At 71.1% G+C, this 13,835-nt stretch carries 8 protein-coding genes; 4 read left to right on the top strand and 4 right to left on the bottom strand.

What is annotated here, in order from left to right; translation table 11 throughout:
• Positions 1-9 precede the first annotated feature (9 nt).
• Positions 10-420 (top strand): response regulator, encoded by a 411-nt coding sequence (locus PV762_RS06855; protein WP_421034279.1) that lies wholly within the window; start codon positions 10-12, stop codon positions 418-420.
• A 314-nt stretch (positions 421-734) separates the two neighbouring features.
• Here PV762_RS06855 and PV762_RS06850 read toward each other — a convergent pair whose 3' ends face one another.
• From PV762_RS06850 to PV762_RS06835, 4 genes are all read right to left on the bottom strand, one after another.
• Positions 735-5,951 (bottom strand): hypothetical protein, encoded by a 5,217-nt coding sequence (locus PV762_RS06850; protein ID WP_421034278.1) that lies wholly within the window; start codon positions 5,949-5,951, stop codon positions 735-737.
• Positions 5,952-6,051: 100 nt separating this feature from the next.
• The gene (locus PV762_RS06845; protein ID WP_421034277.1) at positions 6,052-7,191 is read right to left on the bottom strand and encodes a hypothetical protein; all 1,140 of its coding nucleotides are present in this window, start codon (positions 7,189-7,191) and stop codon (positions 6,052-6,054) included.
• A 117-nt stretch (positions 7,192-7,308) separates the two neighbouring features.
• Complete coding sequence (locus PV762_RS06840) at positions 7,309-7,857, bottom strand: hypothetical protein (protein ID WP_421034276.1); 549 nt, start codon at positions 7,855-7,857, stop codon at positions 7,309-7,311.
• A gap of 177 nt (positions 7,858-8,034) precedes the next feature.
• Positions 8,035-9,585, bottom strand: coding sequence for a helix-turn-helix domain-containing protein (locus PV762_RS06835; RefSeq protein WP_421034275.1), 1,551 nt, complete (start codon positions 9,583-9,585; stop codon positions 8,035-8,037).
• A gap of 315 nt (positions 9,586-9,900) precedes the next feature.
• On the opposite strand from PV762_RS06835, the gene PV762_RS06830 reads away from it, so the two are divergent.
• The 3 genes from PV762_RS06830 to sctV are packed head-to-tail and all read left to right on the top strand — an operon-like array spanning position 9,901 to position 13,796.
• Positions 9,901-10,623 (top strand): GNAT family N-acetyltransferase, encoded by a 723-nt coding sequence (locus PV762_RS06830; RefSeq protein WP_421034274.1) that lies wholly within the window; start codon positions 9,901-9,903, stop codon positions 10,621-10,623.
• A gap of 3 nt (positions 10,624-10,626) precedes the next feature.
• Positions 10,627-11,733 carry a type III secretion system export apparatus subunit SctU gene (gene sctU / locus PV762_RS06825; protein WP_421034273.1) on the top strand — a complete coding sequence of 369 codons (1,107 nt, stop codon included), beginning with the start codon at positions 10,627-10,629 and terminating at the stop codon, positions 11,731-11,733.
• Complete coding sequence (sctV, locus tag PV762_RS06820; RefSeq protein WP_421034272.1) at positions 11,730-13,796, top strand: type III secretion system export apparatus subunit SctV; 2,067 nt, start codon at positions 11,730-11,732, stop codon at positions 13,794-13,796. The genes sctU and sctV overlap by 4 nt, the downstream gene beginning before the upstream one ends.
• Positions 13,797-13,835: the final 39 nt, after the last annotated feature.

The following is a 13,835-nucleotide window of genomic DNA, read 5'->3' as shown; positions in this document are numbered from 1 at the left end:
CGCCCCGCCATGAAGATCCTTCTCGTTGACCCCTCGCCGGCCTGGATCGCCACCCTCCGTTACCGCCTCGCCGAGGTGCCGGGTGCCGTCGTCGTTGCCCAGTGCGCCTGCGAAGAGCACGCCGTGATCACCGCCGCGCTGTGCCAGCCCGACGTGGTCCTCTGCGACGTCGCCCTGAGCGAAGGCTCCGGCCTGAACATGGTTGCCCGCATGCGCAAATCGGGCTTCCGCGGCGTGGCCTTCGCGATCAGCAACGCCGACGAGGCGCTGTTCGGACCGCGCTGCATGGAGGCCGGTCTGAATGCCTTCTACAGCCGCGAGTTCGAACTGGACATGCTCCTGGACACGCTGCGCGAGTTCTCGGACACGCCGCTGACGTTCAATCTGCCGAAGCTCCGGCAACTGGCCGTGGCCGCTTGATCACGCTCCCCCCTCAAGGGCGCATGATCCCCGTTCCATCGCGCGTCGGCGTCGAAGCGTCGGCCGGCGCGGACCACGAGCGATTCGTACCAGCGGCAGCAGGAACGAACAGCGACTTGGTCAGCGCCGTTTGGCACCATCCCTCCACGTGAAAACCACTGAAGGGATAACCATGAAAAGGTCCAATCGGCGGGGTTTCCTCGCCTCCTCCGGCGCAATCGGCGCAATCGGCGCTTCGACCGTACTCGCTGCTCCGGACGCCTTGGCCCAGGCCAATCAAGGCAGGACTCGTCTGTTCGGCGAGGGAGCAGGAACTACGCACGTACCGGCTGCGCGTCGATCGTGATGAGGTCGCGGCCGCCGTGGGCGGTGTTGATCTTTCCGCCCAGCGTGATCCTGCCGCCGCCGAGGAAGCGTTCGGCGAAACCTTGCGGTCCCGCGTCCTTGTCCTCGGGCGACTTGGGCGTGGCCCGGAACTCGCCGCCCAGCGACGAGTCCCTGGACCGCTGATTCGACTCGTTGACGAAGAGCCGGAACGGCTGCCAGCTCGATTCGTCCGCCACATGCGCGGCGATCTGCTTCTGCAGATCCTTGACCTGCCCGGCCGTCCCCTCGTCCGCCGGCGCGCCCGGCCGCTGCAGCACGTTCAGGCGCTCCAGGCAGGCGTTGATCGTGTCCGCCGCCTCCGGCGTGAGGCACTTGCGCTCGATGAACAGCCGGTTGTTGCCCGGCGGCAGGTTGACCATCTGCTGCACGAATCCCTTCAGCGCCTCGTCGCCGCCGCGCAGCACGCCATCCGGCCCGCGCTGGCCGAGCCGCGCCTGCCAGGCGCTGCTCTCCTTGTTGACCAGCTTGATGAAGTCATCCTGCACGGCGTACTCGCGGTGCTTGTAGGAGATGTTGGGCTTGACCTTGCCGTCCTCCGTCGTGATGCGCACGAAGCCGTTCTTCGCCTGGATCACCAGTTCCGTCTCCACGCCGACCTTGTGGCGCGAGAAGACGCCGACGTCGGGCTGATCGTCGCGCTTGATCGTCGGGTGCGAGACGCCCACGCTCGCCGCCGCGCCCAGCGAGGTGCGCGACCCGCTGCCGGCCTGCACCGTCTGCATCCCGCCGGCCTCGTCCTTGGCCTTGCTGCGGTTCATGAAGGTGTGCTTGAGCCCGATGCCCGCCGTGCCCGATGCGCCGAAGCCCTTCCCCAGCTTGCCGCTGCCGATGCCGTCCAGCCCGACCGAGCCCGTCACCTGGTGCGACTTGCCCTCGTTCCAGCCGAAGGAGATGTCGCGGTAGTCGCCGACCTTGCCCACCATCTGCGCCCACATTTCGCCGCCGTTGGCGGGCCGTGCCGGCCGTCCCTGCTGACCGTCCTGCCCCGCGAGTTGGAAGACCGAGTCGACGGTCAGCTCGCTCATGCGCTTCCAGCTGCCTTCGGGCGCCTGCATGGCCGCGGACTGCGCCGCCGTCAGCGAGGCCGTCAGATCGGCGTGCTCCACGCCCGTCTTGTTGGTGCGGATCATCAGGCCCTTGCTGAAGAGGTGCGCCCCGCCGAGCCGGCCCATCACCTGCGCCGTCGCGCCCAGGTGCCCGACCTGCGCGCCGAAGCGCACGCCGGCGCCGCCCATCTCCGTCACCTTGGTCTCGTTGCCGAGGAAGATCACCCCGGTGTTGGACGCCACGCCCGCCTTCAGCACCGCCGTGCGGCTGTGGTCGACGTTGAACTCGCCCACCGGTGTGATGCCGGTGGTCAGTCCGCCGATGCCCTTCACGCTGGCCGCGCCATAACCGAACACGCCGCCGATGCCGTTCTTGCGTCCGTCGCTGTAGTCCGTCATGTCGCCGCCCGCGACGACGGTCACCAGCACCTTGCGCAGGATGTCCTGACGGCCCTGCGGCGTGGCGGCATCGAAGTCGCGTTGCAGCTGATCGAGCTCGCCGTCCATCGCCGCCTTGCCGCGCAGGACCTTCAGATCGCCCTGGAGCTGCGCGACCGCCGCCGCGCCGCCGGCCGGGACTGAGCCGGCCGCGCCCGAGGCGCTCAGCCGTCCGGCCCCCACCCAGTCGTTCAGCGTCGAGGGCAGCAGCGTCTTGTCCGCATGAGCCAGGGCATCGGCGTCCACGAGGGTCTGGTTCAGCGCCGGCGGCACGACCCGCGCCGGCGCCGGCGCGCCGGGCGCCGGGGGGACCGCGGGCGGCGGATTGGAAATCTCGATGTTGACGCGATCCGCGGCCGCGCCGATCTCGGCCTTCGTGAGCCGCAGCCCCTGCGTCAGGTCGATCAGGGGATCGGCGCCCGCGGGCACCTTCGCCTGCCACGCGTCCATCACGGCCAGTCGCATCACCGCTCGGGTGCGCTCGTCGCCGGTCATGGCCGCGGCGTTGGCCCGCACGTCGTCGAGGAGCAGCGTCCTGCTCCGGTCCAGCGCCCCCTTGAGCCGCTTGGCATGCTCACCCGGCACCGTGCCGATCTCCGATCCCAGCGGTCCGGCCTGCATCAGCGTCTTCAACGGCGTCTTGTCCTTGCCGATCTTGCGCCGCAACCCCGCGCCCGCCGTGGTGAGCGGGTGGCTCTTCCAGTCCTGCAGACCGGGGCCGGACACCCCCGTCTTGCAGGCGAGGTCGATGTACTTGCAGAACTTGTGCAGCCGCTTGGCCATCAGGTGGAAGTCGGTGCCCGAGCCGCTTTCGGTGAAGCCGTTGCGCAGCGCGACGTATGCCGGTTTCATCGCCGCGTTCGCCTCGGGCCCGCCCTGCGCCCGGGTCTGGTTGGCCTCGGCGTAGAGGAAGGCCTGCGCGGCCAGCGTGGACCGGTGTTCGGGATCGCGCGCCCGCGTGGGGCCGCGGCGCATGTTGCCGGTGCCCAGGCGCGCGGGGTCGATCAGCTTGGCGTGCTCCGCCGCCGCCGCCGCACTGGCGCCCGGCGGCGCATTCGTGATCGCGTGGCGGAAGTCCCCCGGCGTCTGGTCCCCGCCGACGTGGAGGCCCTGCGCGAGCAAGGCGCTCTCGGCGCGCAGACCGAGCTTGTAGTGCTCGACCGCATGCTCGGCATGCCGGCGTGTCTCGAAGGCCGTCATGTCCGCGGCGTGGGTCGCCTGTTCCGCCGGCGTGGCCTGAGGGCCGAGCGCTGCGGGCCTCGCCGCGGCCGGCGGCAGCGACAGGCCCTGCAGGTCCAGCAGGGCCTGCATTCCGCCGGAGGTCCCGGCGAGCGAGCGTTTGGCGGCATTGGCGAGTCTGGCCACGTCGGGGCCTGGTGCGGCCGCCGTCACGTCGGCCAGCGGCGACGGCGTGGCGGCGCGCGTTCGCATGCCCGGCAGCGCCGGTCCGCCGCCGCTCCACAGCGCGTTGTAGACCTGCGCGGCGACGGCCGGGTCGTTGGTGACCGTGCGCAGCGTCGTCGCGATCAGCAGGGCCTGCTCATGCCGCAGCGGATGACCGTCGGGTCGTCCCGTCGGATCGGGATTGGGATGGTCGAGCAGCGCCTGCGCGAGTCTCGTGCCCACCGGCGTGGACTCTGTGGCGTGCGTGTCGCTCGCGAACATGCGCCCGACTTCGGACGCGAAGGCCTCCGCCTTGCCGAAAGCCGGCGGCGTCTGCGCCGGGCGGTGCGTCTTGATCGACGCGTCCGTCAGCAGGTTCGCGGCGCCGCCGGCCGCGACCTTCACGTGCCGGTCGACCCGCTTGAGCGCGCCGTCGCTCAGGACCTTGTCCGTGGGTTGCCGGACCGGCGGCACGCCGTCGTTGAATGTCGTCGGCGCGGTGCCGCTCGACGAGCCGCTGAACGGCCCCGCGGTGAAGTCGTACTTGGCCGGCGCCATGCGCCGCTCCATGGCGGCGAGCGGGCGGCTCAGCAGGTTGTCCTTGGCCTGGTGGCCGATGCCGCGTTCGTCCGGAGGGGGCAGCTCGGGCTTGGGACGGATCTCTTCGCACAAGGCGTCGATGGCCCGCTCTATCCGTTGCTTCGCCCGATCGGCGGCGGGCGCGCTGTCGTTCTGCGCCTGCGCGCTGAGGCGGGCGGCGTTGTCCGCGAGATCGGCCGCCGTCTGATGCTGGTCCCGCTGCAGGTTGGCGGCGGTCTCGAGCGGCCCGCTCGTCGCGACGTCGTGCTGGCGCGCGGCCAGGGCGGTCTGCTGGGTGTTCGCGTCGGTGAGGAGCAAGGCCACCGAGGCCCGCTGCCGCGTCATGGCCGCCTGCGCCAGCGCCAGGTCGTCGGAGGCTCGCCGGAAGGCCCGGCTCGTCGGCGGCGGCGCGCCGGGTGTCTGCGGCGGCAACGCCGCCTGGGCGGCGTTGAGCGCCTGCAGGCATGCCTGCTCGTGATTGTGCAGATCGCCGCCGGGCTGCAAGCGGGCGTCCGCCTGCGCATGGTTGTTGACCGCCGCGTCGGTGACCGCCTGCTGCTTCGCCAGCGCGTCGCGATGGGTGGCGGCGGTGCGGGTGCGCTCCGCCGCCTGGGCCGTGGACTGGGCGAGCGTGCGATGCGCCTGCGTGGCGGCGAGCGCATCCGGCACCGCGGTCTGCGCGTCGGTTTCATGGGCCCGCAGGTGCCCCTGTTCCGGCGCCGTCGCGACGGTCAGCGCGTTCAGGTCGTTGCTGGCCGCGTCCAGCCGCGTGATCGCCGCTGCGGCCGCCGCCACCCGCGCCCGGGCCGCGCCGTCCGCCGCGATGCCCGTCCGCTCGTTCTCCGTGGCGGTCCTCAGATGGTCGGTGTGCGTGCCGATCGCGGCCGTGTTGAGCCTCTTGTCGTTCTCCGCGTCGGAGACCGCCTGCCTCAGCTGCTGGAGCCGCGTGTTCGCCGTGGCCCGGTCCGCGGTCGCCTGCGCGATCCGCTGCGCGCGGGTCGGCGGCACGGGTGTTCCGGGTGGGACGGGCTGAGCCGGAGCCGGCGGATCAGGCGGCGAGCGTACGGCGCGTCGCAGGGCGCGCTCGGCGGCGGCCAGGTCCGTCCGCGCCGTGCCGATGGCGGGATCGTCGCGGGCCGTGCGCACCGCGGCATCGAGCAGCGGCGCCTGCCTCCGCGCCGCATCCAGCAAGCCTTGATGTCGCTGGACTTCCGCACGCAGCGCAGGCAGGGCGGCGGCGGTCTGCGTGGCCTCCGTCTGCGCCGTCGTCAGCGCCGTCTGGCGAAGCGGCCCCTCGAGCACGGCCGCAGCCGCGGCCGCGGTGCCGCGCCGCTGGAGGTCCTGGATCGATTGCTGACGCTTGTCGAGCGCGGCGTTGGCCGAGGCCTCGGCGTCCACATGCGCCGCCACCTGGCCGTGCGCGCCGTGGGCCTGTCCCATCGCCGTCGCGATCTCCGGTAACACGGGCGGTGTCCGCGGCTGGGCCTGCGATGGCGCGCCGCGGCCGAACAGGTTCATCCGCGGTCGCTGGCTCTGCCGCGTGGCCGCGGCGCCGCCGGCGGGGGTCAGGCCTTGCAGCGCGCCCGTCGTCGTGGCGTTGTGCGGGGTCGCGTTCTGCGCGCCGCCCGTCGTGGGGGCCGGTGTCGTCGGCGGCGGCGGCGGCATGCCGCCACGGCTGCGTGCGAAGAACTGGACCATCGACCGTCCCCTGATGTCTTTCGCAAGACTGTGGGGCGTAGTCCTTTCGGTGAATCGCGGCGGGCCGAAGCGGCTGTCGACGATCCGAAGACGGCCGCGGTCAGGCCCGGGGCGGCAGGTCGGTCAGGACCTCGCGCAGCCGCTGGATGGCCCGCTCGATCGTGCCCGCGGCCGAGTCGGCCGCCTCGCGTTGATCGTCGAAGGCCCTGGCGCTGATCTCCGCACGCTCGTCCGCCTTGGCCGCCGCTCCCCGGCGCGCATGCCGGTTCTGCACGGCGGCCGCTTCGGCGCCCTGGTGGCGCATCAGGTCGTTGCGCCGCATCACCACGACGATGTGTTCCGCGTCGACTTCGCCGGCGCGCCGACGGACCTCGACCCGCTGCACCGCGATGGCCGCGCCGCAGTCCTGCGCCTGCCACTGCAGGCGCGCGCCCGGCGCGATGGCGGCCACCGCGTCGGCATGGGCCTGCACATGACGCGCATGCTGCGCCAATTGAAGCGTCAACGCGTCGATGGCCGCATCCGTCTGGCCGATGTCCTCCACCACCCGCGCCGACGCGGCGACCGCGCGGCGGTGGTCCGACAGCGCCTTCCTCGCATCGTCGAGCGCGGTCTCGGCCGCGTCGCTCAGCGCGGCCAGGGCCATCGAATGCATGCGGGCGGTCCGGTGCAACGCGCCGATCGCGTCGCGCAGCCGCATCTCCGCCGCCCGAGCCGCGTCCCGGCGCGTCAGCGCGGCCGCCTGCGCGTCCCGGTACGCGCCCGTCGCCCTCGCCAGGGCGGCGGCATGCTCCGACAGACCGGGAGATCGCCGGCTCATGCGTTCCTCGCTGCGCCGCAGGCTGCCCGCGGCGTCGTCCAAGCCCTCCTGGGCGCGGCTGGTCGCGGCCTGACGCGCAATCAGCTCCGCCCCGGCGGCGCCGAGCGCGGCCGTCACCTGCTGCTGGATCACCAGGATCGCGCCCTCGCACTCGGCCTGGGCCGCCTCCGCCGCCAGCACCCGGTCCATGCGCATCGGCAGCGCCTGACGCGCGTCCTGCATCGCCGCGATCGCGGCGGCCAGCTCCTTCACGCGCAAGGCCTTCCGGGCCTGCATCATCTGCGCGGCCTGCCGCGCGCGCAGCCGGGCGGTGACAGAGGGTTGCGGGGTATTGGAGGTAACGAAGAGCCCTGCGGCGTCGTTGCTCGCGGCCGCGCCGTTCGGCAGCGCAGGCGCCATCCCCTGGTGGAAATCGAACATCAAGCTTCCTCCCGTAACGCTTTCACACCACTGTGGATGTATTCGCATCCGAAGGTAACCGTGAAACGAAGCGTCCTTCGACCATGCGAAGGGGGCACGACGTCCCTTGATCGAGGCTCACGGGAGGCTGCGGACCTCTCCTTGCCGATGGCTCTCCCCAGCCGCCTCCCCGGATGCCTGCTGAGGCCCGATGTCCAGCCACCCCGCCGCGATCATCACGACCAGCGCCGCCACCGCCGCGAGCAAGGCGCCCCAGCTCGCGATGCGCATGCGCGGCGAGCGGCCGATGCGCTCCATGGCTTCGGGCCGGGCGCCGTCGATGCGCGCGGTGCTGCGTCCCGGCTGGATGCGCGACTCCGGACCGACGATGCGCCCCGTGCCGTCCGCCGCGTCGACGCCCTGCGCCCACACGTCGTCTTCCGGCGGCGCGGCGCGATGGGCCGACGACCCGCCGCGACGTGTCACCGGTCCGGACGTGCCGCGCGGCGGCGCCTTGCCCTTGCCGCCGCTGCCTGACGTGCGCGCCCCCGCCTTCCCGGCGCTGCTTTTCCCCGCGCCCTCCGATCCCGGGGCAGACGCCGTCGGCGTCGCCCCCGAACCCACATCGCGCGACGATTCGCCGGTGACGCGCTCCTCCTCGGCCTCGTCCAGCAGATGTCGCGTCACTGCGCCCATCAACCGGCTGGCCGACGCGTGCCGGCGACCGCTGGCCTCATCTCTCCGACGTGCCGAAGGATCCCCGGGCAGCGGTCGGATCTCTTCAGCGGAAGCGGCCGAGGACATCGCCGGCGACGCGACGGATCGCGCCGGCAGCCGGGGCGGATCGCCGCGCATCGCGCGGCCTCAGACGCCGTCGACGGAGAACTCGCGCCGGCTGGTATCGGCAGCGGCGACAGCGACGGCCACCATCCCGCTGCCCGCCCCGCCGCCGGAGACCGCCGCCGCGACCGTTGCCGCGATCGAGGGCAACTCGGCGAAGCTCGGCAGGCTGGCCGTGGCGCTGGGGGTCTCGCCGAACTGCTGCCGGTAGTTGTGCGCCAGCGTCGAGCGGTTGGCCATGCCCCAGCGCGCGGCGACCGCCAGCACGCTGTCCCGCCCCGACATCTGCTGCAGCTCGGTACGGATGCAGGCCATGCGCAGCTTGCGGATCACTTCGGCCGGCGTCAGGCCGAGATTGGCGCGGAAGGCCATCTGCAGCGCGCGCTCGGTGACGTCGATCTCCGCGGCGATGCGCCGCACCGACAGCGCGCGATCGTGCAGGTGGTCGAGGATGTATTGATAGGCGCGGCGATAACGCGGCGGCAGGCGCAACTGGTCGGCGTCGGCCTGCTCGGCGCGTTCCTGCTGCTCGAGGAAGCGCGAATACGGCACCCGCGTCAGCTCGAAGCGCAGCCGCGCCAGCGAGAGCTGCGCATGCTGGCGATAGCAGCGCAGCGCGTCGGAGTGGCGGCCGTTCATCGCGTGCAGCTTCGAGGCGCAGTAGCGCAGCTCGATCGCGTGGCGGTGATGGAGCTGGCGCGCATCGTCGATCGCCAGAGGGCCGAGGATGTCGTAGGCCGTGCGCGCCTGGCCTCGGTCCAGCAGCGCCAGCGCGGCTTCCACGCGCGCGCGCTCCTCCATCGGCGCGAGCCGCCGATCGCGATACCAGCGCACGCCGTCGAAAAGTCCATCCACGCCTTCCGCGCCCGCCAGCGACGGTTCATGCGCCACGAGCGCGAGCAGGAACTCGATCCGCGCGACCACGCCCGGCATGGCCGCCAGCGTGACCGCCGACGATCGCAGCGCGCCGCGCACGTCCCGGTCGCGCGGCAGCTCGGCGGCGGCGACATCGTCGTAATGCCGCAGGGCGCGGCAGACCTGGAGCTCCAGCTCGATCGCCGTCAGCAGCGGCATCATCAGGCGCGGCGCCGCGGCGGCTTCGGCCAGCGTCATCGCGAAGGCCAGCGTGCGCGCGGCGCGGCGGTGTTCGCCCATGGACTGCATCGCCTGCGCCATGCCGGCCAGCGCCTCGACCCGCAGCGCCAGCGGCGCCTCGTCCGCGTCGGCGACGACGTTGAAGGTCTCGGCCGCGCGGCCCGGCTTGTTCAGGTGCAGGAACAGGAAGCCCCGGTCCATGGACGACAGCCAGCGCACCTGCGCGCGCGGCAGGCCTTCATACAGGCGCAGCTGCTTCTGGAAGAGTTCCTCGGCCTGTTCGTCGCGGCCTGCCGCCAGCAGCGCCTGTCCGAGCACCTGGCCCAGCGCCGCGAGCCGGTCGGGATCGCCGCCTGCCCCACGATCGAGCCGGCCCAGGCCGAGCCGCAAGGCCTCCTGCACATCGCCGCGCGCCACCGCGTCGGCGACGTCGGCATCCTGTTCCACGAGCCTGAGACTGCCCAAGGTCAACAACAACATGTGAACTCCTCTTCCATGCGTATCGGGTGCGTCGTCGGATACATCCGGATGCGCCTGAACGTGCATTGATCACGGATTCATCGCGGAGGTATCGCCCGCCGTGTTCGTTTCGGCGTGGGCTCATGCTAGGCAGCGGTCCGCGTCGGCAGCCTCATGTCTTCACGATGAAATCCTCAACAATCCTCAACACGAAGTGATGGGAGGAGCAGAGGGAGCAGGACGGCGCGATTTCGCATCCGCGCCAATCGCTTCGCCCCCTCCCCGTCCGCCATGGCCGCCCGCAGGGACAGTGCGCCTCAACCCCGAGGAGCCCCCGTGTCCCTAGCCCTGCCGATCGCCGAGAAGAACGCAGAGAAGAACGCCGCCGCGATCGCCGATCCGGTCCCGGACACCCTTGCGCTGCGGCCCGCGACGACGCAGGACGCGACCTCGGTCGCCGCGATCTACAACGCCTCGCTGCGCACCCAGCCCTATCAGCCCGACGGCGTGACCGAGACCGACGGCGCGCGCTGGTGCGCCGAGCAGCTCGCCAAGGTCAAGACCAAGGACGCCGTCGCCGAGGCCAACTACTTCGGCCCGATGAGCGTGCCGATGGCCAAGCTGCAGATCGAGCTCCACCAGTTCTACCGACGCCCCATGGTGATCGCCACGCAGCATGGCGAAACCGTCGGCTGGATGGGCACGCTCGGCCTGAACGACCGGCCGGGCATGTCCTCGCTGTACGAGCTCTCGTACTACGTCGCGCCGCGCTGGCGCGGCCGCGGCGTCGGCACGCGGCTGATCCGTCACCTGATCGCGCAGGCGCCCGTGTGGCGCGTGGACCGCCTGATGGCCATGGTCTGGAGCGACAACGCCGCCAGCCTGTCGGTGCTGCGCCGCGCCGGTTTCAGCGCGTGGGGCGAGCTGCCCGGCGCGATCACGGCCTTCGGCAAGCGTCGCGACATGGTGCTGCTGGGCATGACCCTGACGGACATCCCGCCGGACGTCGGGGACACGCAGCCGGCGGACACCCACGACGCTGCCGCCGCCGCGTCCTGAGCCATGGGAGAAAAGACCGAACAGCCCAGCCAGAAGAAGCTGGACGATGCGAAGAAGAAGGGCCAGTCGCCCAAGAGCCAGGACATCAACGCCGCGGCCGGGCTGCTGGTCATCACCGTCTGCCTGAGCGCCGCCAGCGCCACGGCGCTCAGCCATCTGGAGCGCCTGTTCTCGCTCGCCAGCGGGATCGGGCTGCAGGCCAAGACCGACAGCGACATGTTCGCGGTCGCCTACGACATCGCGATCGAGGGCCTGTGGATCGTCCTGCCCTTCGTTGTCGCGGCGATCTTCGTCGGGCTGATCGCGTCCTTCGCGCAAGTCGGCTTCAACATCACCTTCGAGCCGATCTCGCCCAACTTCGACAAGGTCAATCCCGGTGCCGGGCTCAAGAAGCTGATCTCGGTCAAATCGATCGTCGAGTTCCTGAAGACCGTGTTCAAGGCGATCCTGGTCGGCAGCGTGGTCGCCATCATCACCATGGGCCTGATCCCGCTGATGGTCGGCGCCGCGACACAGACGCCGACGGGCGTGGCCACGGTCGCCTGGACCGCGATGCTCAAGCTCTTCGTCGCGGCGGTGATCGCGCTGGTCGTGCTCGGCCCCGTGGACTTCGCGCTGCAGCGCTGGCTGTTCATCCGCGACCAGCGCATGGACAAGGACGAACTCAAGCGCGAGTACAAGGAAATGGAAGGCGATCCCATGATCAAGGGCCAGCGCAAGCGCCTGGCCTTCGAGATGGCCAACAGCGATCCGAAGAAGACGGTGCCCACCGCGACCGTGGTCGTCACCAATCCGACGCACTTCGCCGTCGCGCTGCGCTACCAGCCCGGCGTGACGCCGCTGCCGCTGATCGTCGCCAAGGGCGCGGACGCGCAGGCGATGGAGATCCGCCGCATCGCCGAAGCCTCGGGCGTGCCCATCGTCGGCGACCCGCCGCTGGCGCGCGCGCTCTTCAAGATGCCGGTCGACGAGACGGTGCCCGAGGCGCTGTTCGAAGCCGTCGCCACCGTGCTGCGCTGGGTGGCAATGCTGGACGGCGTGGGCGGGAAGCCCGCGGGCAATGCGGGCGGTGGCGGCAGTGGCGGTCAACCAAGCGGGAGCAAGGCATGAGCAAGGCATTGGGTGACAAGAGCACCCTCGGCAACGACCTCGCGATGAGCTTCCTGGTGGTGGCGATCGTCGGGCTGATGATCCTGCCGCTGCCGACGGTGATGATCGACAGCCTGCTGGCGGTCAATCTGGCGGTGAGCGTGCTGCTCCTGATGACCTCGCTGTTCATCCCGAACGCGGTGGCGCTGTCCTCGTTCCCGTCGCTGCTGCTGTTCACGACGCTGTTCCGGCTGTCGCTCAACATCGCGTCGACCAAGTCCATCCTGCTGCATGCCGACGCCGGTCACCTGATCGAGAGCTTCGGCGAACTGGTCGTGGGCGGCAACCTGGTCGTCGGCATCGTGGTGTTCCTGATCATCACGGTGGTGCAGTTCATCGTGATCTCCAAGGGCTCGGAGCGCGTGGCCGAGGTCGGCGCGCGCTTCACGCTGGACGCGATGCCGGGCAAGCAGATGAGCATCGACGCCGACCTGCGCGCGGGGCTGCTCACCGGCGACGAGGCGCGCCGCAAGCGCGCGCTGCTCGGCATGGAAAGCCAGATGCACGGCGGCATGGACGGCGCGATGAAGTTCGTCAAGGGCGACGCGATCGCGGGCCTGATCATCACGCTGGTCAACATCCTGGCCGGCATCGTCGTCGGCATCATGTACCACGGCATGACCGCGGGCGAGGCGGCCAACCGCTTCGCCGTGCTGTCGATCGGCGACGCGATGGTGTCGCAGATCCCGTCGCTGTTCATCTGCGTGGCGGCCGGCGTGCTGATCACCCGCGTGGCCGACGAGCATCAGAAGAAGCCGCGCTCGCTGGGCCAGGAGATCGTCGCGCAGATGACCGCCAACGTGCGGGCGATGTACCTGGCGGCGGGGCTGACGGTGGCCTTCGCGGCGATTCCCGGTTTCCCGGCGATCCAGTTCCTGGCGCTGGGCGTCGGCCTGGCGCTGGCGGGCCGCTACCTGCAGCGCCAGCGCAAGAGCGGCGAGGCGCAGAGCGTCTCCGCGCCCATCGCCGCGCTGCAGCGCGAAGGTGCCAAGGGCGACGCGCCGTCCATCATGCAGGAGGCGCCGCATTTCTCGCGGCCGCTGGCCGTGCGCATGTCGCCGGCGCTGGCGGCGTTGCTGCTGCCGCACATGCTCGATCAGGCCGTCGAACGCGAGCGGCTCCAGCTGCAGTCGATGCTGGGCGTGCCCTTCCCCGGCGTCTGCATGTGGGTGGAGGCGACGCTGCAGGATCTTCGATTCGAGGTGCTGATCAACGACGTGCCGGTGCGTCACATCGAGCTGCCGGGCCGGCTGATGCTGGTGCCGTCGGCGCTGGCGGGCGAGCCGTGGGCGGCGTCGGCCGCGACACACGGCGCCCTGCTCGACCAACCCGATTCGCGCTGGCTGCCGCCCGCGCAGGTGCCCGAGGCCGAACGCGCGAAGTGCCTGGACATCGAGCAGGTGATGGCGCGCCAGGTCATGTTGCTGCTGCGCCGCAACGCGCACCAGTTCATGGGCGTGCAGGAGATCCAGTGGATCGTCGACAAGGCGACGGCGGACTATCCGGGTCTGGTCGCCGAGGTGCAGAAGATCCTGCCGGTGCAGCGCATCGCCGAGGTGATGCGGCGGCTGCTCGAGGAGCAGGTGCCGATCCGCAACGTGCGCACCATCTTCGAGAGCCTCATCACCTGGGGCCCTAAGGAGAAGGACATGCTGCTGCTGACCGAGTACGTGCGCGGCGACCTCGGGCGCTACCTCGCGTTCGAGGCCAGCGGCGGACGCAATTACGTGTCGGCGATCCTGCTGGACGCGGGGGTCGAGCAGGCGATCCGCCAGTGCATCAAGCCGACGCCGACGGGCAACTACCTGGCCATGCCGCCGGAGAGCGCCGCGGCCATCACCGAGAAGGTGATGCGCATCGCCGGCGAGTCGCCGGAAGCCGGTGTCGCGGTGATCACGTCGATGGACATCCGGCGCTACGTGAAGAAGATCATCGAGTCGCGGATGGAGGGACTGCGCGTCTACTCCTACCAGGAGCTGGGCAACCAGGTCGAGCTGCGGCCGCTGGGCCGCGTCGCGGCCTGATCGGCCGGTCCTGAAACTGACGTGACGATCGTGACCGCC

This window comes from Mitsuaria sp. CC2, from assembly GCF_048957715.1.
GTDB lineage: Bacteria > Pseudomonadota > Gammaproteobacteria > Burkholderiales > Burkholderiaceae_C > Roseateles.
This window is presented reverse-complemented; position numbering and strand designations above follow the sequence as displayed.

Excerpts from the sequence above, each read along its gene's own strand:
- PV762_RS06850 (WP_421034278.1), bottom strand. The coding sequence starts at position 5,951 with ATGGTCCAGTTCTTCGCACGCAGCCGTGGCGGCATGCCGCCGCCGCCG.
- PV762_RS06845 (WP_421034277.1), bottom strand. The coding sequence starts at position 7,191 with ATGTTCGATTTCCACCAGGGGATGGCGCCTGCGCTGCCGAACGGCGCG.
- sctU (WP_421034273.1), top strand. The coding sequence starts at position 10,627 with ATGGGAGAAAAGACCGAACAGCCCAGCCAGAAGAAGCTGGACGATGCG.
- sctV (WP_421034272.1), top strand. The coding sequence starts at position 11,730 with ATGAGCAAGGCATTGGGTGACAAGAGCACCCTCGGCAACGACCTCGCG.
- PV762_RS06835 (WP_421034275.1), bottom strand. The coding sequence starts at position 9,585 with ATGTTGTTGTTGACCTTGGGCAGTCTCAGGCTCGTGGAACAGGATGCC.
- PV762_RS06855 (WP_421034279.1), top strand. The coding sequence starts at position 10 with ATGAAGATCCTTCTCGTTGACCCCTCGCCGGCCTGGATCGCCACCCTC.